Annotated in this window: 26 protein-coding genes and 4 pseudogenes; 6 read left to right on the top strand and 24 right to left on the bottom strand. The window is 31.6% G+C overall.

The features are described 5' to 3' along the window. Positions 1–28: 28 nt before the first annotated feature. The 24 genes and pseudogenes from JCM13188_RS13035 to JCM13188_RS21960 form a co-directional block, all read right to left on the bottom strand. The gene (locus JCM13188_RS13035; protein WP_279401834.1) at positions 29–283 is read right to left on the bottom strand and encodes an MATE family efflux transporter; all 255 of its coding nucleotides are present in this window, start codon (positions 281–283) and stop codon (positions 29–31) included. Between the two features lie 25 nt (positions 284–308). Continuing rightward, positions 309–785 (bottom strand): oligosaccharide flippase family protein, encoded by a 477-nt coding sequence (locus JCM13188_RS13030; protein WP_279401833.1) that lies wholly within the window; start codon positions 783–785, stop codon positions 309–311. A 1,043-nt stretch (positions 786–1,828) separates the two neighbouring features. Beyond that, positions 1,829–2,365: a sulfotransferase gene (locus tag JCM13188_RS13025; RefSeq protein ID WP_279401847.1), complete on the bottom strand. Its 537-nt coding sequence runs from the start codon at positions 2,363–2,365 to the stop codon at positions 1,829–1,831. A gap of 165 nt (positions 2,366–2,530) precedes the next feature. Beyond that, the gene (locus JCM13188_RS13020; RefSeq protein ID WP_279401846.1) at positions 2,531–3,076 is read right to left on the bottom strand and encodes a sulfotransferase family protein; all 546 of its coding nucleotides are present in this window, start codon (positions 3,074–3,076) and stop codon (positions 2,531–2,533) included. 101 nt (positions 3,077–3,177) lie between these two features. Next, positions 3,178–3,327 carry a hypothetical protein gene (locus tag JCM13188_RS19310; protein WP_279401832.1) on the bottom strand — a complete coding sequence of 50 codons (150 nt, stop codon included), beginning with the start codon at positions 3,325–3,327 and terminating at the stop codon, positions 3,178–3,180. A gap of 701 nt (positions 3,328–4,028) precedes the next feature. After that, positions 4,029–5,018, bottom strand: a complete 990-nt coding sequence (locus JCM13188_RS13015; protein WP_054754520.1) for a glycosyltransferase — start codon at positions 5,016–5,018, stop codon at positions 4,029–4,031. 253 nt (positions 5,019–5,271) lie between these two features. After that, positions 5,272–5,838, bottom strand: a complete 567-nt coding sequence (locus tag JCM13188_RS13010; RefSeq protein ID WP_279401845.1) for an O-antigen ligase family protein — start codon at positions 5,836–5,838, stop codon at positions 5,272–5,274. Between the two features lie 1,206 nt (positions 5,839–7,044). Next, positions 7,045–7,410 (bottom strand): annotated as a pseudogene (locus JCM13188_RS13005) (glycosyltransferase); the annotation flags it as partial. 370 nt (positions 7,411–7,780) lie between these two features. After that, entirely contained in the window at positions 7,781–7,993 is a 213-nt protein-coding gene (locus tag JCM13188_RS13000; RefSeq protein ID WP_054754517.1) for a hypothetical protein, read from the bottom strand. A gap of 16 nt (positions 7,994–8,009) precedes the next feature. Further along, positions 8,010–9,330 (bottom strand): annotated as a pseudogene (locus JCM13188_RS12995) (nucleotide sugar dehydrogenase). Positions 9,331–9,343: 13 nt separating this feature from the next. Further along, positions 9,344–10,600, bottom strand: a complete 1,257-nt coding sequence (locus JCM13188_RS12990) for a glycosyltransferase family 4 protein (protein WP_279401831.1) — start codon at positions 10,598–10,600, stop codon at positions 9,344–9,346. A 66-nt stretch (positions 10,601–10,666) separates the two neighbouring features. Further along, on the bottom strand, positions 10,667–11,308 hold the full coding sequence (locus JCM13188_RS12985) for an acetyltransferase (protein ID WP_439646644.1): 642 nt from the start codon (positions 11,306–11,308) through the stop codon (positions 10,667–10,669). Positions 11,309–11,317: 9 nt separating this feature from the next. Then, positions 11,318–11,935: a sugar transferase gene (locus JCM13188_RS12980; protein WP_054754556.1), complete on the bottom strand. Its 618-nt coding sequence runs from the start codon at positions 11,933–11,935 to the stop codon at positions 11,318–11,320. A gap of 434 nt (positions 11,936–12,369) precedes the next feature. Next, positions 12,370–12,744: a GNVR domain-containing protein gene (locus JCM13188_RS12975; RefSeq protein WP_054754516.1), complete on the bottom strand. Its 375-nt coding sequence runs from the start codon at positions 12,742–12,744 to the stop codon at positions 12,370–12,372. A gap of 38 nt (positions 12,745–12,782) precedes the next feature. Next, positions 12,783–13,304, bottom strand: a complete 522-nt coding sequence (locus JCM13188_RS12970) for a YveK family protein (protein ID WP_054754515.1) — start codon at positions 13,302–13,304, stop codon at positions 12,783–12,785. A 14-nt stretch (positions 13,305–13,318) separates the two neighbouring features. Beyond that, positions 13,319–15,141: pseudogene (locus tag JCM13188_RS12965) on the bottom strand (SDR family NAD(P)-dependent oxidoreductase). A 203-nt stretch (positions 15,142–15,344) separates the two neighbouring features. Further along, positions 15,345–16,931: a CDP-glycerol glycerophosphotransferase family protein gene (locus JCM13188_RS12960; protein ID WP_279401843.1), complete on the bottom strand. Its 1,587-nt coding sequence runs from the start codon at positions 16,929–16,931 to the stop codon at positions 15,345–15,347. Then, positions 16,915–17,244 (bottom strand): glycosyltransferase, encoded by a 330-nt coding sequence (locus JCM13188_RS12955; RefSeq protein ID WP_279401842.1) that lies wholly within the window; start codon positions 17,242–17,244, stop codon positions 16,915–16,917. Before JCM13188_RS12955 ends, JCM13188_RS12960 begins: the two co-directional genes overlap by 17 nt. 4 nt (positions 17,245–17,248) lie before the next feature. Beyond that, positions 17,249–17,473, bottom strand: a complete 225-nt coding sequence (locus JCM13188_RS12950; protein WP_054754513.1) for a glycosyltransferase family 2 protein — start codon at positions 17,471–17,473, stop codon at positions 17,249–17,251. 90 nt (positions 17,474–17,563) lie between these two features. After that, entirely contained in the window at positions 17,564–17,872 is a 309-nt protein-coding gene (locus tag JCM13188_RS21255; protein ID WP_369405032.1) for an MraY family glycosyltransferase, read from the bottom strand. Positions 17,873–17,919: 47 nt separating this feature from the next. Continuing rightward, positions 17,920–18,273 (bottom strand): MraY family glycosyltransferase, encoded by a 354-nt coding sequence (locus JCM13188_RS21250; RefSeq protein WP_369405035.1) that lies wholly within the window; start codon positions 18,271–18,273, stop codon positions 17,920–17,922. Next, positions 18,261–18,545, bottom strand: a complete 285-nt coding sequence (locus JCM13188_RS21245) for a hypothetical protein (protein WP_369405031.1) — start codon at positions 18,543–18,545, stop codon at positions 18,261–18,263. The genes JCM13188_RS21250 and JCM13188_RS21245 overlap by 13 nt, the downstream gene beginning before the upstream one ends. A 126-nt stretch (positions 18,546–18,671) precedes the next feature. Further along, positions 18,672–19,727: a glycosyltransferase gene (locus JCM13188_RS12940; RefSeq protein WP_054754512.1), complete on the bottom strand. Its 1,056-nt coding sequence runs from the start codon at positions 19,725–19,727 to the stop codon at positions 18,672–18,674. Positions 19,728–19,748: 21 nt separating this feature from the next. Then, a pseudogene (locus JCM13188_RS21960) lies at positions 19,749–20,470 on the bottom strand (WecB/TagA/CpsF family glycosyltransferase). A gap of 37 nt (positions 20,471–20,507) precedes the next feature. On the opposite strand from JCM13188_RS21960, the gene JCM13188_RS12930 reads away from it, so the two are divergent. The 6 genes from JCM13188_RS12930 (at position 20,508) to JCM13188_RS12905 (ending at position 25,550) form a co-directional block, all read left to right on the top strand. Continuing rightward, on the top strand, positions 20,508–21,293 hold the full coding sequence (locus JCM13188_RS12930; protein ID WP_054754511.1) for a hypothetical protein: 786 nt from the start codon (positions 20,508–20,510) through the stop codon (positions 21,291–21,293). Further along, positions 21,191–21,739, top strand: coding sequence for an O-antigen ligase family protein (locus tag JCM13188_RS12925; RefSeq protein WP_369405034.1), 549 nt, complete (start codon positions 21,191–21,193; stop codon positions 21,737–21,739). Before JCM13188_RS12930 ends, JCM13188_RS12925 begins: the two co-directional genes overlap by 103 nt. Before the next feature lie 180 nt (positions 21,740–21,919). After that, positions 21,920–23,407, top strand: a complete 1,488-nt coding sequence (gene murJ, locus JCM13188_RS12920; RefSeq protein WP_054754509.1) for a murein biosynthesis integral membrane protein MurJ — start codon at positions 21,920–21,922, stop codon at positions 23,405–23,407. A gap of 2 nt (positions 23,408–23,409) precedes the next feature. Beyond that, positions 23,410–24,600 (top strand): glycosyltransferase family 4 protein, encoded by a 1,191-nt coding sequence (locus JCM13188_RS12915; RefSeq protein WP_054754508.1) that lies wholly within the window; start codon positions 23,410–23,412, stop codon positions 24,598–24,600. 42 nt (positions 24,601–24,642) lie between these two features. Further along, the gene (locus JCM13188_RS12910; RefSeq protein ID WP_054754507.1) at positions 24,643–24,930 is read left to right on the top strand and encodes a hypothetical protein; all 288 of its coding nucleotides are present in this window, start codon (positions 24,643–24,645) and stop codon (positions 24,928–24,930) included. Between the two features lie 77 nt (positions 24,931–25,007). Beyond that, positions 25,008–25,550, top strand: a complete 543-nt coding sequence (locus JCM13188_RS12905) for a hypothetical protein (RefSeq protein WP_279401829.1) — start codon at positions 25,008–25,010, stop codon at positions 25,548–25,550. The last annotated feature ends 138 nt before the right edge of the window (positions 25,551–25,688 follow it).

Here is a 25,688-nt window from a genome sequence, read left to right as displayed (position 1 = left end):
ATTCCGAATTTCGGAATAAATGTTAAGTTCAGAAAATGTTTAATATTACTGTCATAAAATTTATTATCATTGTAAGAAAAGGGTGTCCCGTCATTGTCAAAAATTGCCCTGCAGAGCCTACACCTGCATTCACAACTTGACCAATAGCTACTAGCACTAAAGCTGTTGATCCAAATAAAAACTCATAACCGAAAACAAGCATAATCTCTTCATTTAATAATAAAATTAATCCGAATGCAAGTAAATTAACAGTGACTACCCATTTCGTAATAGTTTTAAACATCAATTCTAGTTCTTTAATATTTCCTTTATGAAAAAAGTGATGAAATAGTAGGAGCAAATATCATATTGAAGGCAACTAAAGTAAAACTGCTAAGAGTTCCAATTTGTAAAGCAATCCTATAAACACCAACATCTTGATCATTAAGAAGATACCCAATCATAAAAACATCTGTTTTTTGACTTATGAATCCAAGAAATCCAGTAAATAACAAAGGAAATGAATACAGTAACACTTGCTTATAATTCTTCATTGATTCTAAAGAAATTTTACCAAATAAATCTTTTTTTCTTATTGCATTAATCAAATATAAACAACCTATTATTATTGAAACATAAAAAGAAAGAATTATTGTTTCTATTTGATTACCTAGAAAAATTATAGAAATCACTAAAACTAAAATTTTCAATAATGGTACAATAAAATCCTGATTAATTACAAACGGCTTAATGTGTTTCACACCTCTAAACACACCCTGTGCAATTGTGATAGTGCTAAAAAACAATAAGTGGAACAACTAAATAATAAATACTATTGTATGCTTCTTCTTTGCTATTTAAGACAGTATTCAATATAAAATCACTATTTAAGATTAGTACAAATGATAATATTACACCAATTAAGGAAACTATCAAAAAGCTTATAGTTATAATTTCACTTTTAAATTTATAGTTTTTTCTTCATCCAATTTCGGTATATAATAGACTATTCCTTGTTGAATTCCCAATAGGGCTATTATTGGAAAAAAACTAATAAAAGTAAATATATAAGTGAATTTCCCGAATAATTCTGCCCCTAAATAACGTGCAGCTAAAAACGTTAAATATCAATCCTAATACTAAACCTAATACCTTTCCTATAAATACAATTCCAGATTGCTTTGTAACATTTTTAATTTCCTTTGACATTAATATTCACCTTTTGAATTATCAATTAAAACCTAAATGAAAATAGTTATTCAGAGCTTTAACCAAAGATTTAAGTCTCTTATTATTATATTCTCAGATTTTTTATATCATAAAATATTTAATTAAATATCTTTGTGTCTTTTCTCATTGATGGAGAAAGACCCGTAACAAGATTTCTCAATGTAAATATTTAATTTCCATTTGGATTATAACTATATAAAGCATCTGCAAATTTCTTATAGTAAATATAACCTATTATCGTCTCGCCTTCGACAAAATGTTAAACAATTTGCAATTGCAAAACATTAGTTTACTTTATTTATTGAGTACAATCTATCTTTTCCACAGCGATAAATCTCTATCAAGCAACTTTTCTAAATAATTGATTTCCTCTTTATATTCATTAATCAAATGATTTCTAGTCTTTTCACTCATTTTATCATAATGGTCTGACATATTTTTTGTTATTAAATATTTTTTTAACCTTTTTCTGTGAAATTCAGGGATTATTTTTTTAGCAATTCTTTTAATAGGTTCTTTTGATTCAACAAGTAATTTTAATTTCTTACTCTTAGGTTTATTACTGACGTTATGTACTTTTTCGGTATTTATTTTTACTTCATGTTCAACATTCAGAAAATTAAAATATCAAATAATGTAGCATACGGATTTTCTTTAAAGTCTTCAAACAAAAAACCTTTACATTATTATCACCAAAGAAATCAAAATAGTTCTCTATTTGCCAGGAGTATTTTCCACCTGCAAAATAATGAAAACCATATTTCCAACCTTTTAATATTCTACTTTCCTCTGCCTTCAATCCTTCTTCAAATGAAAGGTTTTCTGAACCGTTTCGAACTTGATGTCGGTACATAGAGTAAGCACGATCAACTGGATTTCTTAACATTACAATAATTTTTGCATTATTATTAAATTTTTTAATTTTATTTGCAGCATCAGATGAATACAAATAAGATGTAGAAGCTTCTCCGATAACAGTATTATCAGGTGCATCTTCAAACATCTTTAAATATTCATTAATGTTATTTACATGCTCACCACCAGGCTTCATATTCCCAAAAAAGTGTGGTTCTTTTCTTTCTGGGAAATATATTTGTGGATGTTGTTTCAAATATTCATACAGCGAAGTCGTACCTGACTTTGCTGCACCAATGATAAAAAATCTGGTATTTTTTTATTCATGTATTTATTATTCTCCTTTATTACATACAATAATTTCAACTTAATTTAATATACAATCAATATTCAATTTAAAATTTCCAATAATTTATATTCTTGTCGGCATAAGATAAAACCTTTATTATATCTTCTTCTAATATATTTAATATATCTTTTTTAAATTACCCTCAATTGTATTTTGGGGAATAGGCTTAGAAACTTTAGATTTTACGAATCTTTTTATTATGTAAGGCATTTTGAGTCTTTTATTTATTTCTTGGAGTAATTTAGATACTTTTTTATATTTTGGATTTATCATAGTTTTCCCTTGACTTGGATTCAAATGTACATCTTGGTTACTTACATCAACTTTCTCTACTCCAAGGAAATCATAAATATTAGCCATTACTCCATCAGGATCGTTTACAAAATCCTCAAATAAAATTACTTTAATTTGATTATCATTAAAAAACTTCCTATATTCCTGTATTTGTTCCCAATATTTCGAGGCCTCGAGAAAAGGGGGATAATTAAATATAGCTTTTTTAAAGTCTAAAGGCATTATATTAATATTTACCCCAAACTTTTGTTCATATATTTTCTCTCTCCAATGCCCTGTACTCATTGTTTGTTTCCATACAGATTCCATCCTCTTAATTGGATTTCTTATAATATAGATGATTTTGGCATCTGAATTATAATTGTGGATTTCTCTTGGAACCCAAGGTACTACATTTAACTCACTATAAATTGGACTAACTTCACCTATTACTTTTTCATCATCATAGTGATAATAATAACTTTCATAATTTACATTTTTCTGTGATTAGTCTTCTTTGCAAAATATCCAGTTTCTTTTAAGTTAGACATACATATATTTGGATGCTCTTTTAATATTTCATATAAACTCGTAGTGCCACATTTAGAAGCACCAATAACAAACAAATTAGCTTTTTTCATAATAACCTCCAATTCAAACCTCTCATATACCTCTTGATTAAGCATTTTATATAAATTCAATTTTTTCATTTGATCGATAATACTATATAACTTTAATTAGAATAAATTCAATAACTGGATTTAGATTAAAAAATTTCTAAAGAAAAAAGAAAGAATAATAGATAATCCAAATTATAAGTAAATATTTTATTGAGGCTACAACATTACATCTAATAGGAAGCAATTTTGTATATACTATTCACTGCCTTCTTTAAAATAGCCACTCATCAAAATATCGCATATTTTGTAATAGAACGCAAAAAACTGTGAATAGTAAAAGACAAAGAACATTTAATTTTGACTGGTTTAACTGGAACTAACTAATTTATTTTATAATAGATTTATATAATAAGTGTAAATCTATTAAGACTAATGATAAGTAATATGCACTTTAAATAGAAACAATACACGTTTCTATTTAGACTATAGCTATAAAATAGTTCTTATTTCTAAATTTCTTGTTATAAATTCAAGATATTTAGGTATATAACTAACAAGCCCATGAGTGTAAACTAAGGTGAATAACTTATGTATCTATATAATAATGTTCAGAAATATTAGTGCCTGGGAATTTAGTTGCACTTCCATGCCCTAGACCAAATAATAATCCTATAGTTATACCTATAAATACTAATCCTAATTCCATTGTATTACTATCATTGTTAATCTTTAATTGATAATTCATAAAACTTCTGCTCAATACTTACTATTGAATCCCAATTAAAAGAATCCTCTACTCTATTTCTTAGCAACCTAGCATTATTTTTATAATCTTCATTTTTTAAAATTTCAATTGATCTTTTGCTAATATTAAATATAAAATAATTGTCTAGATTAAACACATTCTTATAATTCCCTACAGCTTCAGGAATTCCCCCTACATTACTACCTACAACTGGAATCCCCATAGCATTCGCTTCCAAAACAACCATACCTAGACCTTCCATTCGGCTAGGTATTACTACTAAATCTACGTCATTTAAAAATATAGGAACAGAATCTTTGTCTACATTGCCAGTAAACTCAACTATATCTTCAATACCTAAATTAGAAATTTCTTTTTTTAGCGAGAGTTTTAAAGGGCCATCGCCAACTATTTTAAATCTAGTACTAGGGTATCTCATATGAATATTACTAAATATTTTCGGAAGTAAATCTGCACCCTTTTTGTATTCTAAAGAGCCTACATACCCTATTTTTTTAAATTTTTTATTAAATTCATTCTTCAAATAAAATTTTTCAGTATCAACGCCATTATAAGTAATCACCGCATTCTTACCTGAATAACCTTTATTAATAGCTGAATTTAACAACTCCTCACTAACGAAAAAACATTTATCGGCATTTTCTAATGCAGTAATTAATTTACTCAAATTTTTCTCTTTAACACTGTTTACATCACTACCATGTAAAGTGATAAAGTAAGGTATTTTAAATTCCTTACCTAAAAGATAAGCAATATACCCGTGAGGCATCCCCCAGTGGGCATGAATAACATTCGAATCAATGATCTCTCTATATTGCTTTTCTTTGTATAATTTAACAATCCTTTCAGCATCACTACCTTGTAAAAGCCTTTTTATGTATTTAAATAAAGATATTCGAATATTTTGATTGTAGATTGCCAGCCCATTAATTTCATTTTTATCCATAAGTTTTGTGTCAATTGATGAATCTTTATTAAATATTTTAAGCAAAAATTTATAAAAGTAGTTTTGTAGTAGTTATTGTTTACGATAAAAACATCATTATATTCAGCATGTCTTTTTACACGTTCAAATGTTGCGTTAATTAACCCTCCCGTTTTTGTGAATCTAAACTTGTAATATAAAAATTTTCACTAATACCACCGACCGTTTATTATTAATAAAGTTATTAAGTAAATAAATATGAATTTAGTCTGAATCAGCGTCTCTCTTCATAAGTTAATCCCTGAAAGCTTATTATTATAGCCCAGAACACCCACATCCATTCACTGCTAATTAGAGTACTAGAGCTCAATGAATTAATTGTAAAAGAAGACATTATACATAATAAGCCAATAGAGATAGAAGTTATTACTTCATTTTTTGATTTTACTATATTTATAATAAGATCTTTAACGAGTTTGTAATAAAATATAACGTATAAGAGAAAAGTTAAAACACCATAAGTAGATAAAATTTCAATCCACCAATTGTGTACAGCTAAAACACTGTCTGTTTGAAATGTACTATAATTCATCATCCAGTACTCTAAATTACCAGTGCCAGTGCCAAAACCAAAAGTTTCAAATAAGAAGATTAAAGCATTTTTATATAAATTCTCACGTATGTATATTGATCCCGTTTCTGCAGAAAAATCAAAAGTCAAATTATTTGTTAAATATTCAACAATATCTGAAATAAACACAGATGATACTGCAAAAATCATCAATATTAAAACCATTAGTCCATATAGTACCTTAGCTTTTCTTTGTATAAAAATTGTTATAATAAAAATACAACTATTCCGATCACTAATCCTATAATATTGGCCCTAGAAGAAGTCATAATTAATGTATAAACACTTAAAAAAATAAAAACTACGTAAATTAACTTAGCGATAAAACTGGATGTATTTTTAAAACAAATCGCTAAAGTGAATATAGCAAACGTAATAAAAGTAGCATAATTATTTGTGTTATTAAAAATTGATACAGGATGATCATATACAGAATATATAGGAACTCTATCTTCATTTAAAAAAAGTAATTGTTAGTGAATATTTCATAAATTCCAATAATTATATGAAAAATGCTCATAATAGAGAATAATCTAAAGCCCACTAATATATCATTAACGTTATTAAATATGTAACTAAATGAAATTATTAGAAAAGTTGCGAGTCCAATAAAATATAGGTCTTGAATCCATGAAGCATAATCCTCGACCCATGCAATTGTGATTATAGAATAAAAAAACCAAAATATAAAAAACATTATTGAATAACTTTGACTATTCTTTTTATTTATAGTAAATTTATCATTTCTTACCCACAGAATCACAAAAGTGAAAATCATAAGTATTAAAAAAGTGATTCTAAATAGAGAAAATTGAAAAATACAAGATCAACTGATATTGTTGTTGCTCCCAGTAGGGAAGTAATTATGCAAAAGTATGCTACATCTTTAACATTTTTTAACCATAGTAACATTAATCCTTATCTAATATGTTTATAGTTTAAGATTTGGTAATCAATTCAAAAACATTATTTGTATAAAGTTAAATTAACACAGTATTCTCCAAGTACACAAATTTAATCCAACAGATGAGAATACTTTAAATCTAGTAAATTTTAAGATGTTCGATACATAGAACACCCTAAAAACAGTCCGTATTAAATTAGCGGGACGAAACCATTCTATTTGTTTTTCATCAAGTAGTTAAAATGAAAACTCGATTTAAGCTCTGCCCATTTAAGGAGTTATATCAATTGTTCGTTAGCGCATTTGAGTATTCTTGATTATAAGTAACATATTTCCCAAATATAATGTTATGATTACTATTTTATTACCTCATCATAAATTTTATTGTATTCATTAGAAATCGTTTTCCATTTAAAAACGTTCCGAGTTTACCAAACATGTCTCAGATATCTGCTTGTATACACTTAAGATATCCTTAATCTTACTTGCAATCTCTTTTTCGTCATTTGATGTTACTTTTTCCCAACCTCCCCATCACTAAAGTGACCATCAAAGCCTTGCCCTTTTGAATAAATTACTGGTAAACCTTGGCTCATTGCTTCCGGGTATACTATTCCAAATGTTTCTTTAAATGAAGGCACTACTAAAATATCATTAGCTCGATATATCTCTAACAATTCTATTTTTCTACTAACAGGTGGTAGATATTTAATAAACCTATGTTTTATAAGATTTTTATACACATTATGATCCATTACTTTACCCACTACCGTAAATTCACATTCATATCCATTATCAATTAACTTTTCAACCGCTTTTGCTGTAGACAAAACATTCTTATTATTGTTTACGTCTCCAACATGCAGAATTTTAATGTCATTTTCACTTTTGTTTTAGGATTATTCTTATTTTTTAACCAAAAATCATCGACACCGTTTGGTATGATATGTGTTTTATTTTCAATCTCATCCTTTAATGATTTGGGAATGAATTGACTAAGAACTTTTTTTCCTTGTAAGGAGGTGAAATGAAAATAATTTTATGAGCATGTTTTAAAAATTTTAATTCCTAATTTCCTAAGATGTATCATTTTTTTGAAAAACAAATTAACATCAGTATTCCGAACAGCGACAACGTATGGTGTCCGATATTTCTTGAACAGTTTAAAGGCAATATAACCATTAGTGAACAATGAATGTGCATGTAGTATAGAATAATTTGTTACATCGTATTTAAATTGAATGTCTTTTAGGATTTTTTTTGCTTTAAGTGAAATATATAACGATCGTATTTATGGTTTTCGCTAATTATTGTGTAGTCTCCTAAATTTCGATTTATTTCAAAACCTTTAGCAACTGGAACAAACACATCAATATCTAACCCTTGTTCTTTTTGCTTATCGTACATATTTTTATAAAATGAGCTTGTACTATAATATGAATTTATATGTAATACTTTCAATTAATTTCACTCTCTTCTACAGTCTCCAATATTCAAATCCCTCGGCCTCTATTGATTCTCTGTCCAAAAACGCTTTTAACATCAATAATCACCTTGTTTTCATTGGAAACATTAGCAAATAATTTGTTAAATACAGATAAATCCATATCCTTAAATTGATCATGTGCAACCGCTAGTACAATACAATCGAGATCATTTAGTTGATCCATAGAAGTTAATTCAAGACCATATTCTTGATATACTTCTTCAGGATTTGCTACTGGATCCACAATTTCTGGTTCAATTCCAAACTCATTTAATCCATAGACAATATCAATGACTTTAGAATTTCGTGTATCTGGTGTATTTTCTTTAAAAGTCAAACCTAAAATAGCTACTTTAGCTTGTTTAACAACTTTATTTGTTTTAATTAATTTTTTTTATTATTGCATCAGCTACGAATTCACCCATGCTATCATTAATTTTACGTCCTGAGAGTACAATTTGACTATGATACCCAAGTTTTTCTGCTTCGTAAATAAAGTAATAGGGATCAACACCAATACAATGGCCACCAACAAGACCTGGAGTAAACCCTAAGGCATTCCATTTTGTGTTCATTGCCTCCACAACATCTGTTGAATCAATGCCCATTCGGTCAAAAACCATAGCTAACTCGTTCATGAATGCAATGTTTATATCACGTTGGCTATTTTCAACTACTTTTGCAGCTTCAGCAACTTTTATTGACTTTGCTCTATGTACCCCAGCGTCAATAACAAGTTCATAAACTTGTGCAATTTCATCCAAGGTTTCTTCATCAATTGCTGAAACAATTTTAACTATCTTTTCCAATGTATTAACTTTATCACCAGGATTAATTCTTTCAGGTGAATAACCAACCTTAAAATCCACACCACATTTCAAACCCGATTCCTTCTCCAAGATTGGAATGCACACATCCTCTGTAACACCTGGGTAAACAGTTGATTCATATACAACAATTGATCCTTTAGTTAAATTTCTACCAATTACTTTACTTGCCCCTTCAATTGGAGACAAGTCAGGTGTTTTGTCAGGTTTAATCGGAGTTGGAACAGAAACAATATGGAACCTTGCTTCTTTTATCTTTGATTCATCATCAGTAAATTCGATTGATGTGTCTTTAATTTTTGATTACCAACCTCTTCGGTTGGATCAATTCCTGATCGATATTGGTCTATTTTAGACTTATTTATATCAAATCCTATAACATCTACTTTATTTGCAAAAGCTACAGCTATTGGTAAACCTACATAGCCTAGACCGATTACTGATAATTTTTCATATTTATTTAATATACCTTCAACTAAACTCATGGTGATCTCCCCTTTAAGTACTCTCTATTAATTCAATCAACTTATTAGTTAACTCTTTATAATCAAAATCATAAGATGCCTTTCGTGCATTTTCACCTAAAAATTGACGCTTTTCTCTGTTTTCTATTAAATATAATATGTTTTGAGCTATGTCACTTGGATGTTGGTTGCTAGAACTTAAACCACAATTATATTTCTGATAGACACTAAAACCAGTAGTATAAGTCTGAACAATAGGATTTCCAGCTGCTAAGTACTCAAACAATTTGTTTTGACTTTGTCCATACTTATCTAGTGAAGTGCTAGAATTATGCAATATATTAATAGTGGATTTTGTCAATATAGATGGAATAAACTTTTTATCTACTCTACCTTTGAATATAACATTATTTATTCCTTCTCTGTTACAACGGTCTATGAGGTTCTCAAGTTCGTTGCCATTACCAAATATTAAAAATCTGATATCGTTCTTACCTTCATGCTTAATTAATTTAGCAACATCTAATAGGTTATTTATATTATTTACTTTTCTTATTGAACCAGTATAAACAATATTCTTTTGATTCCTATTGTCTAAATCAGAGTCAATATATTCATAGTTTTCACAGTTATAATCAAAGGTTTCAAGCTCCACTCCATTACTTATATGATGTACATTATTTAAGTTAATATCATTACTCCAACCCTTATCTTCTATATACTTTCCTCCACCAGGCCAAGTCATTATTATTCTATTTGATTTTTTGTATATCCATTTTTCACCTTTATATAGTAATTTAGTTAATATATTATTGGGCTTAATTACACCATAGGCTACTAAACTCTCTGGCCATAAATCCCTTACTTCAGTTATGCAAGGTATATTATAGTATTTAGCCAATTTTACCCCTGCTATTAACGCTAGTGGGTGAACACTCGAAGCAATTATGATATCGGGTTTAGAATTCACTTTTGAATACTGCTTTGCAGCTTTTTTAACATTTTTATAGAAGGAAAGCATGTTTTTAATTCGCTGAATTCCATTATCCTCATAAGGTCGAGTCTTTACAAAATTAAAGGGAATACCATTTGAGTGTTCTGTTACATATAAAGATTCTCCAGTATCAACATAATCATTATTATTATGTCTTGTATTAGCGCAGAATATTACAGGGTTATAGTCTTTAGACTTTAAGTTAGATGCAAATGAATAATGACGTCCACCTTCGTTATAATACATATCAGTTGCATAATGATTAAGTATCCAAATATTTTTTTCATTATAACGCACTTCTTTCTTAACAAAAGCTAATATAAATTTAAAAATCTATTCCGTCCTCCTAAACATTAAATGAATCTATTTAGGTATTGTGTATGTTTTATTACTTTTCTGTACCGGAATACCTACATAAGTCCCCGATTCCTTAATTGATCTTAGAACCAAGCTACTTGCTCCAATAATTATACCCTCACCAATACATACATTATTTAAAATTGTACTTCCGATACCAATCCAAGACATATTCTCAACTATTACATTACCACCTAAATTTGAACCAGGTGAAATATGTACAAAATCTCTGATTCTATTATCATGATCTATTGATGCGGAAGTATTTATAATGCAACACTTACCAACAGTACTATCAGCATTGATAACAGCTCCAGGCATAACAATTGTACCCTCACCAATTAATACACTGTCACTTATAGTGCTATTTGGGTGAATTAATGTAATAATGTTTACATCAAATTTAACCAAGAAATTATATACTTTTTGACGTATGTAATTATCACCTATGGCAACGAAAAAGTCATAACCATTCTTATATTCTTTAGCACTATCAATATTTCCAATTACTTTATGTCCATTTATTTCATTCAACTTATCATTATCATCTAAAAAATAAATGTTTTCCCATTTGTTCATTTGATTAGCTACATCTACAGCAACTTTTCCATGTCCGCTGGCACCTACAATGATTAAATCACGACTCAAAACAATCACCTATTCATTCCCGATAAATTTCTCGTTAGTACTAGACGTTGTAGAAGTGATTCCTTCTCTTAGAAAAACTTTTAAAACCGTTAGTATCATGATTTTGATGTCTAAAATTAAACTCACTTGATCAACATACTGTACATCTAACTTGAATTTTTCTTGCCAACCAAGGGAATTCCGTCCGTTAACTTGAGCCAACCCGGTTAAACCAGGTCTTACTTCATGTCTTCTTCGTTGATAATCATTATATAAATTTAAATATTCCACTAATAATGGTCTGGGGCCCACGATAGACATGTCACCTTTAAGAATATTAAATAATTCAGGTAGTTCGTCAAGTGATGTTGACCTTAGAATTTTTCCAAATTTGGTTAAACGGATATCATCTGGTAGTAATTCACCATTGTCATCAACTTCATTTGTCATCGTACGAAATTTATACATTGTAAATATAGTCTCATTTAAACCAGGGCGTTGTTGTTTAAAAATTACAGGAGAACCGATTTTAGTTTTTATTAGTATAGCTAATAAAATTAGAAGTGGGCTTAAAAACAATGTAATTATTATAGCAATAGTGAAATCTAGTATTCTTTTAAATAATGAACTATACAATTTTCTTATCATCACACTTAATCACTCCTCCTTTACAATCTGCTACTTAACTTTACAGTTTTTTAGTATTTAGCATAATTATCCTCTTTCACTTCATCTTGGCCTAACCAATGACATTAGAATCGTCGCCTTTAAGCATCCATTAATATCACTAACATCAAAAGACGATCTACAAAATCATAACAGTAAATGAATTATTGTTCGTTTAATGCAACAGTTAGTTGTGATTCGTTAGCTGCTTAGACTTTGTGTTGGCCTAAGTGGTCCATGACTTTTTGTTTAAGACGTATTGACCCATAATTTCAAATTTTTTCTAGTAGCCTGTATTTACTTTACCTTAACTTTGTAATAATTCACCCTTCTTTGGCGCGTTGACCTCTGCCTGTTACAATGAGGAGGAATAGAGTTAATAAACTGCTACTGTTATAATGTTTTTTTGACTTTGGTTATAATTGCTCTCCCTTACTTTGATTCCAGTAATCTCTAATGAAAACTATGAAAACCCCAAGCATTAGCCCTGATACTAAGGCAACGCCTATATTCAACATTTTATTAGGAGAAATAGGACTAGATGGTGTATACGGTTTAGATAAAATATTTACCCGTTCATCTACAATTTGTAAATCTTCGGCAGATAAAGCATCTTCGTATTTTTGATAATACTGCTTATATTTATTATTTGCTTGATCAATTTTGGCGTTTATTTGTTCATATTCGACTTGAGTAATTTTCTCTAAATTTCTTAATTCCTGTAAAAGACTTTCATTAGCTTCTAATACATATTGCGAATCACTCGCATTTTGTTGGAATAAAACAAGCAATGGTAATCCTTCCGAGTCTTCCAGTTTGTTATATTCACTTAATACTCATCCAGGGACTCTTCTTGCTCTTTTAGTTTATTTTCATACATAGATTTATAGGAAGTAATATAATCTGAAAGATTAGAGCTTATATGTTTTTTAGTGTTTGTGACAACAGCTTCTAGTATTTTTGCAATCAAATCCCGATTAGATCCTTGAATAGAAAGATTGATTAATAATTCATTATTTTTTGGCTTAGTAACATTAAGACTACCTTGCAATGATGAAACACTTCGCTCTAATTTAAGTTCCTCAATTGTGCTTTGTAGCACTTCAGGAGATTTCATGACTTCAACAACTACATCTCTTGAAGTGGAATTATTGGTGTATTCAGTTAGTGAACCTATAGGTAGGTCTGTATTATTAATAATCACTGAGCTTTTTGATTCATATGTAGGAATCACCATCACAAAGCTATATAATGCTGCTAACAAAACTGCAATTGCTGTTATACTAGCTATAATCCACTTTCCTTTCCATAATGTTTCTATAATCTCTCTTAAACTAATTTCCTGTTCCAAGTGTATTCCCCGCCTTATCTAGTTAGAAATAGAATAAATATTCTTTTCATCTCTTTTATTAATCTCATTACTTTAGACTTTAATTCTTTCTCTTCCGATTCAACCAGTTTCTTTATTTCGGTTTCAATATTAATGTTTTTATTAAAAGTCGCTTTACCTATATATATTTTAGGGAAGATTTCTTTGTTCGTTACTTCATCTTCACCAAGCAACTCTTCATACATTTTCTCACCTGGCCTAATCCCTGTATATTTAATTCCGATATCTTCTAAATTAAAACCTGACAAACGAATTAAATTTTCAGCTAACTCGACTATCTTAACTGGCTCTCCCATATCAAGCACAAAGATCTCACCACCACGCGCTAAAGATCCAGCTTGTATAACTAATCTTGAAGCTTCAGGAATGGTCATAAAGTAACGCGTCATTTCAGGGTCCGTAACTGTCACAGGACCTCCCAGTTGAATTTGCTTTTTAAATAATGGGATGACACTACCGCGGCTACCTAGTACATTTCCAAACCTGACCGCAACAAACTTAGTAGAGCTCACTTTACTTTTAGCTTGAATAACCATTTCAGCAACCCGTTTAGTAGCTCCCATAACATTCGTTGGATTCACAGCCTTATCAGATGATACCAATACAAATGTTCCAACACTTACATGGTCGGCAGCATCTGAAACATTCTTTGTTCCAAATACGTTATTTTTAATCGCTTCCCTAGGGTTGAACTCCATTAACGGAACGTGCTTATGCGCAGCTGCATGGTACACGACATCAGGTTGATAGTTTTCAAACACGTCATAAATGCGATCACGATCTTGTATATCTGCGATAACTGGAATGATTTCAAATTGTGTTCCGTGCTTTTGACGTAGTTCCATATCTATTTGATAGATACTGTTCTCCCCATGCCCTAATAAAATAACCTTAGCTGGGTCAAATTTGGAGACCTGTCTACAAATCTCAGATCCTATTGAACCACCAGCACCTGTAACTAACACCGTCTGGTTTGTAATAGATTCAGAGATTGATTCAATATCTAATTCTATTGGTTCACGTCCTAATAAGTCTTCCACCTGCACATCTCTAAATTGATTAACGGATACTTTACCAGAAATAATATCTTCAATTTTTGGTAGTATCTGAGTTTTAACCTTCGTATTAACACATTTTTCAAAGATGTCATTAAGGCCTTTTTTATCCAGTGATGGAATCGCAATAATCACATGTTCAATTCGAAAATTGTCTATCACTTTTTCAATCTCATCTGACGTGCCTACCACTCTTACGCCATACACCTGTAATTTAGCTTTATTTGGATCATCATCTATAAAGGCTACTGGTTTTAGTTCCGTATCTTTGTTATTTATTAACTGACGTGCGACCATACTTCCCGCATCACCTGCACCAATAATTAACGTTCTTCTTAAATCCCTTTTCACATTAAAATATTGGTCACGGAATACACGCCAAGAGAATCTAGAACCACCAATTAATAGAATATGTAACATCCAAGTAACGACTAAAGCTCTAAGTAGTATCCCTTCAAACACGAAGTATTGAATGAATCCTGTCACTAAGATCGATAACGTGACAGCATTAAAGATTCCTTTAAGCTCTCCAATACTAGCGTATTCCCAAGCTTTTTGATAAAGCCCATAAAACATGGCAAAAAAATGTGATGGCAAATAAGTAGTGTGAATGATGAAAGGATTAGGGCTTCTTGCCTTATGAAGAATGTGTCATATAACAAATAAGAACTTAAGAATATTGCCGTTATAACGATAAAAGAGTCCACGAATAATAGTGCTAAAAGCCTATACCTATAAGTCATGGTTTTGCTCACCTCCATATTTTATGTCCAAATTTTATTATGTATTTTAAAGTCGTGTTTTGTCGTCTACTACAGAATTATATCAAAATTATTACAAAAATGTTAGGTGTAAATGACAATTTTCAATAAACTTATACATTTATGCGAGTAGGTATTATGAACCACTATATGCAAAAAAGAGGCCAGCACATGACTAAGCCTCTTCACCAAACACTGTTTTCACAACATTTTTCTGCGGCTTTTCCATTTTCCCAGCTGCAGAACCTGTTATAAAATTCCTTATATTTTTCTTTATAATTTTCATTCAGTTCATCAATATTTTTTATAGCATTAATAAGTTCATCTGATGTCATCAGTAGAGGACTTGGTACTTCGGTTTCAATATCAAAATATAAACCGCGTATTTTCCCTTTATAATCATCTAAATCATACGTGTAAAAGAGAATGGGTCTATTCAGGTTTGCATAGTCAAAGAATACAGATGAATAATCCGTCACTAAGATATCTGAGATCAAATATAATTCTGCGATATCGTCGTAAGTTGATAAATCATAGGCAAAGTCTTCGTATCCTGTGAGTTCAAGCTGACTTGCGACTAGATAATGGAGTCTTAAGACTAATACATATTCATCTGATAGCTCTTCCCTCATTCGGTCTAAATCTAAAGGCAGTTCAAAGGAGTATTTACCTTTCTCAATGAACTGGTTATCTCTCCAAGTTGGAGCGTACAAAATAACCTTCTTGTCGACTGGGATTCCTGCCTTTTTCTTAATTCGATCAATATCACCCTGATTAGCTTGATGCAATATATCATTTCTAGGATAACCGTACTCCAACATTTTGTTATCAAAATTAAAGGCTCTTCTAAAGATGTCCGATGAGTATTGGTTTGGGCTAATTAAGTAATCCCACCGGCTACTTTCAAAAGTGAAATTCTTCTTATACCTACCTGTATCTGTACCAGGCATTTGTACGGCCTCAATATCGACACCTAAGCGTTTTAGAGGTGTTCCATGCCATGTTTGAAGATAAACCGTTTCATCACGCTTCTTCACATGTTTAGGTAACCTTGTATTAAACACCCAATACTTAGCTCTTGCCATATAATAATAATAGCCTAATGAATACCGTTTAACTTGTTTAGGGTTACCTGGAATATCTAGTTGTTTGCCGTTGTTAATCCAAATAAATTTATAATTAGGTCTGTTTTCAAGCATATATTCATAAATTGATTTCGGATTACATGAATACCCTTTACCCATAAAGCTTTCAAAAACGACATGATCTCTTTTAACCGATTGCTTTAAGAATACTCGGTTGTAAATGAGTTTTCTTAAGTTGGTACGGCTCGTAGCCCCTCTTTTCACATCGCTTAGAATGTGGTGCAACCTGATTAAGTTCTTAAACTTCTCTGCGTCACCTTTTTGAATAGCTCTAATTTCTCGTTTAACAAATGGATTTTGTTTTCGATAAACTTTGGAAGATAATTTATTAAAGACCTGATTTAATAAATCGAATACCTCTTCATACTCTTCTGGGTCACGCATAAACAATAAGAACGTCTTACGATAGAAGTTCATTAAATCAGTATCTATAATATATTTTACGTTTGGAGTTTCACTATATTCAGGCTCAACCGATAAATACATGTTCAAATAATCTATGCTTCGTTGATAATAATCTGCTTCTTCAAGAATGTTTGGATTATTAATTAAATCAACACGTTTTCTCCTAAAGTAACGGCTGTCCCTCGTGTATTGTGTGTAAGGCTCATTAGCAAAAAAACGCATAGACAAATGAATAATCCGAGTAAGTCGTCACATTCTCTAAGAACTTAATATTGTGATCAATAACTGCCTTTCTAGAGAAAAGCCCTTTTTGAACCGTACGGCTTGTATACACTTTAGATGTTTTACGCACTTTTATTTCTGGTACTTCATTCTCTTCAAATTCTTCCATTTGATCTAAAGATTTTATGGTTGAAACACTGCCAGACATAATACGATCATCGCCAATGTGATCGACTAAATGCTTAATGGCATTCTCGTGAATCACATCATCACTATCCACAAAGTAAAGATAATCACCTGTGGCTACTTCTATACCTTTATTTCTGGCAGAACCTACGCCTTTTTCTTTCAGTTAGATCGTATTTCTTTATACGATTGTCTGCTTTCATTAATTCATCGATTACTAACCCGCTATTATCTGTTGACGCATCGTTAACGACAATAATCTCGAGATCTTTATACGTTTGGTTTATGACTGATTCTAAACAGTCCTCCAAATATTCTACTGTGTTATAAACCGGAATAATTACTGATACTTTCATCGTGTGTCACCCTTATTTGTACTGAAATAACCGCTTGATGCTGTTGACTAATGGTTGCTTACCGTTCGACACAACCCCCCGTTAACTCCGCTAAAATATGAAGAACGAACAGAACTGCCACCATAATGAATAATGAAGTAAAGTCGTTGCGTTCGTAAAGACGATGGCTGTAATACCAAAGAAAGCACTAAACAAATAAATCAATAGGACCGTCTTACGATGTCCTAATCCCATCTCTAATAGGACGTAATGAATGTGCTTTCGGTCCGCTGTCATGATGTGTTGTCTGTTCATCGCTCTTCGAATAATAGCAAAAACCGTATCAAAAATTGGAATCGTCAAGATCACGATTGGCACTATAAATGTAAATACTGTTACATTTTTAAATAGCCCCATCATCGAGATGACGGCCAATGAATAACCAATAAATAGTGATCCAGTATCTCCTAAGAATATTTTGCAGGGTAAAAATTATACAATAAGAACCCTGATAATGCCGCAATGAAAATAGCACTTAAATAAATGACTAATGTTACGGTATCTCCCATTGCCATGACAAAGATACTCATAAAGGCAATGCCTGCAACACCTGTAGCTAAACCATCTAGCCCGTCAATTAGATTCATGGCATTAGTAATACCTACAATCCACAAGATGGTTAGAACATAACCAAACCATCCTATATCAACACTTCCCATTAACGGGATTGTCACTTTCTCGATCATTAATCCTGATGATAAGACAATAACTGCTGCTGTTACTTGAACAACTAACTTAGTTAAAGGTTTTAAATTATAAATATCATCTGCAATACCAGAAAAATAATTAATGCCGCGCCGATAAGAATAGCCGTTAAGCCATAGTGCGCAGGCTGATAATATAATAACCCACCGATAATAGGTATGATAATAGCTAAACCGCCAAGTAATGGAACTTCTCCATTATGCTTCTTACGATCGTTAGGTCGATCGACCAACCCAAACTTCTTAGCAATATATATAACTAAAGGTGTAATGGCTATTGTTAATATAAATGTTATTACAAAACCAATTAATACATGCGTGTAAAACATGGTTGTCACCTACTAACTTTAAAATAACTAACGAATATTGTATCACACTATGCATTGAATTTCTTTACAATTTTTTTACATTCCATTTGCTTAGTGTTTAAATCACTGTAAATTAGACGTATCTGATCATAAAAAATGTTGCAACGAAAAATGACTTTTGGCATATTCATATAGTTTTTCTGTTTGATCTTCGTGATTATGCGTAGCAACTTGGTACATAGTTTGAGCAATTTCTTTTGGACTATCTTCATTGACGACCGTTCCGTATTCGTCATTTGGGATAAGTTTTTTAACATCACCAACATTTGTTGTCACGATTGGAACTTTTGCTCTTGCCGCTTCTAATAATACTAACGGGAAACTTTCGCTCTTTGACGTTAATAAGAATAAATCCGCTATTTCTAAGTATTGTACAGCTTCTTCCTGATATCCGATTATGTGGACATGATTATCTAAATCGTTCTTTGAAAGCGCTTTTATAACATTATCCTTTTCAACGCCGTCGCCAATAAGAAGCAAATGTCCATTAGGTTTAACCTCTAAGAATTGCTGAAATGCTTCAATAGCTAACCAATGTCTTTTTACTGATTCTAACCTTGCAATCATGATAATGATATAGTCCTCATCATTAAAACCCAATGAGAACCTGTTTAATCCATCCACTTTCTCACTAAAGTCGATTCCATTCCAGATTGTTGAAATGGCGTTTGGATGAACATTGAAGGCATTTTGCATAATCTCCGAGAATGACCTTGAAACCACGATAAAGTGATCCACATTTTTAAAGGACCATTTATACAAGTGATAGCATATTAGACCCTTAAGACCTCTACCAGAAAAATCATCTTGAGGATTACTGTGAATGGTCGTGATCACTGGCTGTCTAATGAACCTTTTACTTAACGCCATTAAAAATGTCGCTCTAGGTCCATGGGTGTGAACAAATTGAACATCTTCTTCTCTTAAGAATTTGATTAATTCCCATAAAACCGTTAAATCTTTCTGATTATGTTGTTCAAAAAGCACGACTGGAATTCCTAGCTCTTTCGCTCTTTCAAGCATTTCACCACGTTCGAATAACCCTAAGATTACCTCATTTTCGTTAAACTTAGATAGTAGAGAAAGTATGTGGTGCATGCCTCCGCCAGTTTCATTACCTGTATTTAAATGCAGTACACGCAAATAGGGTCTTCCTTTACGGTATTATTTTCCCCTAAGTACATGTATTAAGAATTTAGGCAATTGAACCATCCTTTTGATTCGTGTCGGATTGGTCACTAAGCGATACAACCACTCTAGGTTTAATTTAAGCCAAACCTTTGGTGCTCGTTTCGCTTCGCCTGCCCAAATATCAAAGCTTCCTCCAACTCCCATAACGATTCCTTTGTCTAGTTTCTCCTTATGTGTATAAATCCATTCTTCCTGCTTCGGATATCCTAAAGCTACAAATACAAAGTCCGGCTTCGCCTCTTGAATTTGATTAATGATTTTTGAGTCATTGATATCTATATACCCATGATGATACCCAGCTAAAACTAAATTCGGGTATTTATTTTTAATTTTTGTTGCTGCTTTTTCAACCACGTGCTCTTTTGCCCCTAATAAATAAACAGATTTTTGTTCTTGATTGGCATACTTTAAGTAGTCTTCCATTAGCTCAATCCCTGGAATTCTTTCTGGCAAGGGTTTTTTAGTATTTTTGAGGCTATAATAATACCAATCCCATCAGCTATAACATAATCAGCGCTTTTTAATATTTGATTATAATGCTGACTTTCTTGCGCATGCATCACAATTTCTGGATTAGCTGTTACTAAAAATATAGGTTTTTGACCATAATGATTAATTGTCTGGTTTATTAATTGTTTTCTCGTTGTATGTATAAATTCGACATCTAATATATTGATGTGAGTTGTTCTGATCATATTTATATTCCTTTCATATTTGGAGTGTCATATACTAATGAATTTGAAATTGTTGTTATTCTATATCCTGTTTTTAATGGTAACCCTAATTTTACCATACGATGCCTTAGCATACTTGCTCATCTTATTAATGGTGTTATTCAGCATCAAGTATTTAAAGACTAATATGATGTTTTTATTTGTTTATTACCCTTTACGTCCAATTATGTCAGAAATCAATCAAGGGCTCACCTTTTTAGGGGATGCTGTATTAATATCTGCACTGGTCATCACCTTGTTTTATAAAAAGAGTGACATTTACTCGCTTTCAAGAAAACAGTCTTATTTTATATATTATTTACTGTTTTTGATGATCGGAAGTATATCGGCACTAATCATTTCAAATGTATCTATTATTTCTTTAGCTGTGGAATTAAGGGCCTTGGGCTTAATGCTTATATTTGTATTCATATTCTCAAATAACTATTGGGTGAAGCGTGATTATATCCTTCTACTTAATACTACGTTCGTGACTGCACTGGTGATCAGTGTTCATGGAATACTGGAAAAGCTTCTCGGGAAAAGTGTTATGTTACCTCAATCCTGGGCAGCATGGGATTTATCTAAGGAAAATGCAGAAAGAGTTTATGGAACACTCGGAAATCCAAATGTTTTAGCTATGTACTTATTATTTGTATTTGTTTTAACCTTCTTACCGTTCGTTAAGGAGTCCAGACTTAAATTTATGGTTCCAATTGTACAAATAGCGACACTAAGCACAGTGTTGTTAACCGCTTCAAGAGGTTCATTATTAGCCTTTTTATTGCTGGATTCATTTACTTAATCATCACTAAGAAATGGACGTATTTTCTTAAAGTGGCACTCTTGACTGTATTAAGCTTTATCTTAATATACTATCCCGCTCAATCTTTAGCTGACGCGTTTGATCAGAAAGATGATCGTGATAAAACTGAGCAACGTGAGAAGAAATCAAAAAAGGATTCATTAGATTTATTTGAACGTCTACAAGTGATGTTCTCTGATCGGACCATCAAAGCTAGCACCAATTGGGGGAGAATTTACATATTAATTAAAGGCAAAGAGATATTCTTGGATCATCCCATCATAGGGACTGGATTTGCAACATTTGGTGACTCAGCTACGCAGTCCTTTTCATCACCTATCTATGAGACATATAACATCAAAGGGGATATTTATACCGACAATCAATACATACATATCCTCGTCTCTACAGGTTTAGTCGGATTGATTCTTCTAATGATTTTTTAATAAGATTACTTAGAATGATTTGGACTCAATACTTATTTGAAGATAAGTGGTTCTTTATATTTTTAACGATTACTTTTCTAATTTCATGTTTGTATTACAATACACTTGAAAGCAAAACATTTATGATGCTATATTTTACCCTTTTAGGAATTCTCTTTAATCGATCGCGAGGAGTGGACCATGCTTAAGCGCCAAACGTTCTTTCGTGCGTTTAGTATTATTGCCATTTTAACTATAGGAAGTAAATTGCTTGGTTTTGTAAGAGAAGCCATCATAGCATCATACTTCGGAACAAGTATAGCATCGGATATGTTTTATGTAGCTTTAATCATTCCAACGATTGCTTTCACTGTTATTGGAACCGCTATACAAGGTTACCTCCTACCAGTCTATATGGAAGTGAAAGAAAATCAAAAAGATCATAAAGTTTTTACTCAATACAGTCACCTAATCTTATTGTTTTCATTCATGTTGATGCTGTTATTAATGGTTTTCGCTAAACCTATCGTGATGCTGATGGCACCTGGTTTTTCAGATGAACAATTTGACATCACGAGCTTATTAGTATTCGTTATGCTTCCCATTCTACTCATCATGACCATTAATTCATTAACACAAGTCGTCTTTCATACAAACGAACATTTCACGCCACCTGCACTAGGTGCCGTACTAAATAATTTTATTACGATTATATTCATCCTAATCCTGTACCCTTTTATTGAGTTGTATAGCTTAGCTACGGCTGTACTACTAGGTAGTATGGCGCAACTAGGTTATCAATATCATCTATCGTCTGAGCGCTTTCTGTTTAAAGGGTTTCAATTAAAAGAATCGTTAACCTATTTAAAATCATTAAAACCAATCTTACCTATTATCATTGCGGCTATTGCCCTTCAACTTAATTTAGTAGTAGACCGAATCGTTGCTTCTTTTCTAGAGCCTGGTGGTATTGCAGCTTTAAATTATAGTTACAGACTACTTTGGATTCCATTAAGTATTTTATTAATACCTATCTCAACGATTTATTATCCGAAATTAAGTAGGCTCATCAAAATGAATGAATTAGAAGAATACGGGTCTTATTTGTACAGTGGGTTTAAAGTGATTGTGCTGCTGTCTATTCCTCTTCTTATAGTGATGTGCTTTGAATCGAATAACCTTGTAAACTTAGTTTACGAACGAGGGGCTTTTGGGCAAGATGCTACTAACAGGACAGCTGGAGCTTTTTATTTTTACTCGTTAGGGTTGGTCTTTTTCGGCACACGAGAATACTTTGTCCAACATTTCTATGCCAATAAAGCTTATAAACAGGTCATGCTAGGAAGTATCATTGGTGTGTTTTTTAATATACTGCTAAGCATTTTATTAGCTTACTACTTTGGGATTAATGGTGTTGCGCTTGCTACATCAAGCTCTATGCTTATTCAATCAGTCTTTTTTTACATTTATATTCGTAGAAGTTATTGCACGTTTGACCTATCGTTATTAGTAAGAGCGAGTATCACTTTAAGCATCATTGCTTTTATGCTTTGGTTCTTTATGCCTTATTATTCTAACGGTTATACGTTTTTATCAATCACCATAACGAGTTTGATTACCTTCATCACATTTTATATCGTTCATAGAAAAGAGATTACATTGATGGTTAGATATCTGAAAGGAACATAATAATGCAAATTCTATTAAGTACAATCTTTAAATACCCCCACGAAGGTGGCTTATCAACGCATATTAGCACGTTAAAAGCTGGACTCGAAGAGCTAGGACATGAAGTAGATGTCGTATCTGGTTCGGACTTTAGAGGGATATTAGACTTTTTAACCATTAAAGCTCCGAGTCGACTCCTTAATCAATTGTCACTAGGCAAGGGGCAATGGTTTGGTGATCGAAGAAGATCATCTCTGTTATTTAAAAAGCTAAAGTTAGTGCATGAAAATTATGATGTAATCAATACTCAAGATATTTTTGCTACATTAGCTTCTAGACAATTAAAAACCAAAACCGTTCAGACGATTCATGGGTATTATACCTTTGAGGCGATAAGCCGAGGTGCTGTAGATGATGGGTCATCATATGCACATAAATTCAAACGTTCTGAGCGATATGCATACAAGACTGCTGATGAATTAGTGTGTGTAGATCAACGATTAAAACAATATGTGAAACATGAATCAGGAAGAGAAGCATTCACCATTCCCAATTTTATAAACACTCATTTATTTAATGTCTCTAACGATCAAGTTAATTCTATTGCAAATAAACATGACATTCCTATTCATAAGAACCTATTACTTGTACCTAGAAGACTGACTGAAAAAAATGGTGTCATATACCCCATTAAAGCTTTAAAACACGTCATTCAAACAAATCCTAATGTGTGTTTAATATATGCAGGCAGTGGTGAGATGACGGAGGAGCTAAAAAGCTTAGTAAAAGAAGAGAATCTAGGAAATTATGTGAAGTTCTTAGGCTCTGTCCCCCATGAAGATATGATCGCATTGTACAAACTAAGTCAAATTATACTCATCCCAAGCATTCATACTAAAGGTGTTGAGGAAGCAACATCAATCGCTGCTTTAGAAGGCATGGCGGCTGGTAAACCAGTTGTCGCCAGTTCTATTGGTGGTCTTAAAGAATTAATTCAACACGAATATAATGGCATATTATTTGAAGAAAAAAAAATAGATGATTTAACTAACCATATCATAGGTTTATTAAATAATAGAGAACAAGCAAATAAATTAGGCGAACAAGCAAAAGAATATGTTAGTCAAAACCATTCACATATCCAGGCTGCTAAAAATTTGTTGAAATGTACACTTAATAAAATTATTATTGCGATTAATCTAAATATCCTTTAAAATTCTTATAGTGGCAAAGACTACATAAAGAAGGTGCTTAATTTGAGAAAAACAATCTATCTACACGTTGGATATCATAAAACGGCTACAACCTTTTTACAAAATAGCATTTTTCCTAACCTAAAAAAAGTACGACACATTAAAAATAAAAAGATTAAAAAAGAACTTTATAATCTTCGTGTTAGAAAACTATCTGATGAAGATATAAATGAAATTAGAGCGAAGTTTGATAGGTTAGGCAAGGAAGGTAAACCTACTTTAATTTCTTACGAGGGATTATCAGGTAGCCCATTTAAGCAAAAAAGCCTAAAAAGCATTCTAGCATTCTAAAAGATCTTAGACGTGTTTTTCCGGAAGATCAATATGATGTCAAATTAATTATTGGTATTCGCGAACAAGTTCAAATGATGTCATCGCTATACATCCAGTATCTACACATGGGTGGATATCAAAAAGTTGAAGATTATATGGAAAAGCTTGAAAGACATGAAGTCTTGGATCAATATAAATATAATGAGTATTTAAATTTAGTAGAAGAAATATTCGGACAGGACTATTACCTATTTATCTATGAAAATCTTAAAAAAGATGAGAAAAACTACTTATTAGCGTTACTTAATTATATTGGGGTTAATAAAATTCCTAACTATAAGACTGATCCGGTAAACAAGAGCTATGGTGTGTTACAAGCTAAGATTGCCCGTAGGTTAAATAAATATTTTAAAACAAAACAAAACCCTAATGGTAAGTTCAAGGTTAAAAAATCTAAACGTTTCGGTAAGTTATGGCCTAGAACATTCTTACAAAACAAGATTAGTTATGCGATCCATTATAAGAGATACACTCTACCTGAAGATATTCAAGAGAGTTTACGTGAACGTTATAAAGAGGATAATATTAAATTGAGTAAAAGAGACAACGTTAATTTACCTTCCCAATATCTATATTAAAAAAGAGCTGAGTTCTTAACCTAAAAGAAGACGAATATTAGGAGTCAATTTACTTCCTAAAATTCGTCTTCTTTTTTAGCTACGTCAAAAAGCTTCGCTTTCCGCAGGCACGGCTTCAACTTCCCCAAACTCACATTC

It is taken from the genome of Piscibacillus salipiscarius JCM 13188, from assembly GCF_001311865.1.
Taxonomy (GTDB): domain Bacteria; phylum Bacillota; class Bacilli; order Bacillales; family Alkalibacillaceae; genus Piscibacillus; species Piscibacillus salipiscarius.
This window is presented reverse-complemented; position numbering and strand designations above follow the sequence as displayed.

What these genes read in the sequence shown, in the direction of transcription:
- JCM13188_RS21245 (WP_369405031.1), bottom strand. Translation starts at nt 18,545, where the DNA reads ATGTTTTACACGCATGTATTAATTGGTTTTGTAATAACATTTATATTA.
- JCM13188_RS12980 (WP_054754556.1), bottom strand. Translation starts at nt 11,935, where the DNA reads ATGATAAGAAAATTGTATAGTTCATTATTTAAAAGAATACTAGATTTC.
- JCM13188_RS13015 (WP_054754520.1), bottom strand. Translation starts at nt 5,018, where the DNA reads ATGGATAAAAATGAAATTAATGGGCTGGCAATCTACAATCAAAATATT.
- JCM13188_RS12915 (WP_054754508.1), top strand. Translation starts at nt 23,410, where the DNA reads ATGCAAATTCTATTAAGTACAATCTTTAAATACCCCCACGAAGGTGGC.
- JCM13188_RS12905 (WP_279401829.1), top strand. Translation starts at nt 25,008, where the DNA reads ATGTCATCGCTATACATCCAGTATCTACACATGGGTGGATATCAAAAA.
- JCM13188_RS13035 (WP_279401834.1), bottom strand. Translation starts at nt 283, where the DNA reads ATGTTTAAAACTATTACGAAATGGGTAGTCACTGTTAATTTACTTGCA.
- JCM13188_RS21255 (WP_369405032.1), bottom strand. Translation starts at nt 17,872, where the DNA reads ATGATGGGGCTATTTAAAAATGTAACAGTATTTACATTTATAGTGCCA.
- JCM13188_RS12930 (WP_054754511.1), top strand. Translation starts at nt 20,508, where the DNA reads ATGAATTTGAAATTGTTGTTATTCTATATCCTGTTTTTAATGGTAACC.
- JCM13188_RS12950 (WP_054754513.1), bottom strand. Translation starts at nt 17,473, where the DNA reads ATGAAAGTATCAGTAATTATTCCGGTTTATAACACAGTAGAATATTTG.
- JCM13188_RS12960 (WP_279401843.1), bottom strand. Translation starts at nt 16,931, where the DNA reads ATGCGTTTTTTTGCTAATGAGCCTTACACACAATACACGAGGGACAGC.
- JCM13188_RS19310 (WP_279401832.1), bottom strand. Translation starts at nt 3,327, where the DNA reads ATGAAAAAAGCTAATTTGTTTGTTATTGGTGCTTCTAAATGTGGCACT.
- murJ (WP_054754509.1), top strand. Translation starts at nt 21,920, where the DNA reads ATGCTTAAGCGCCAAACGTTCTTTCGTGCGTTTAGTATTATTGCCATT.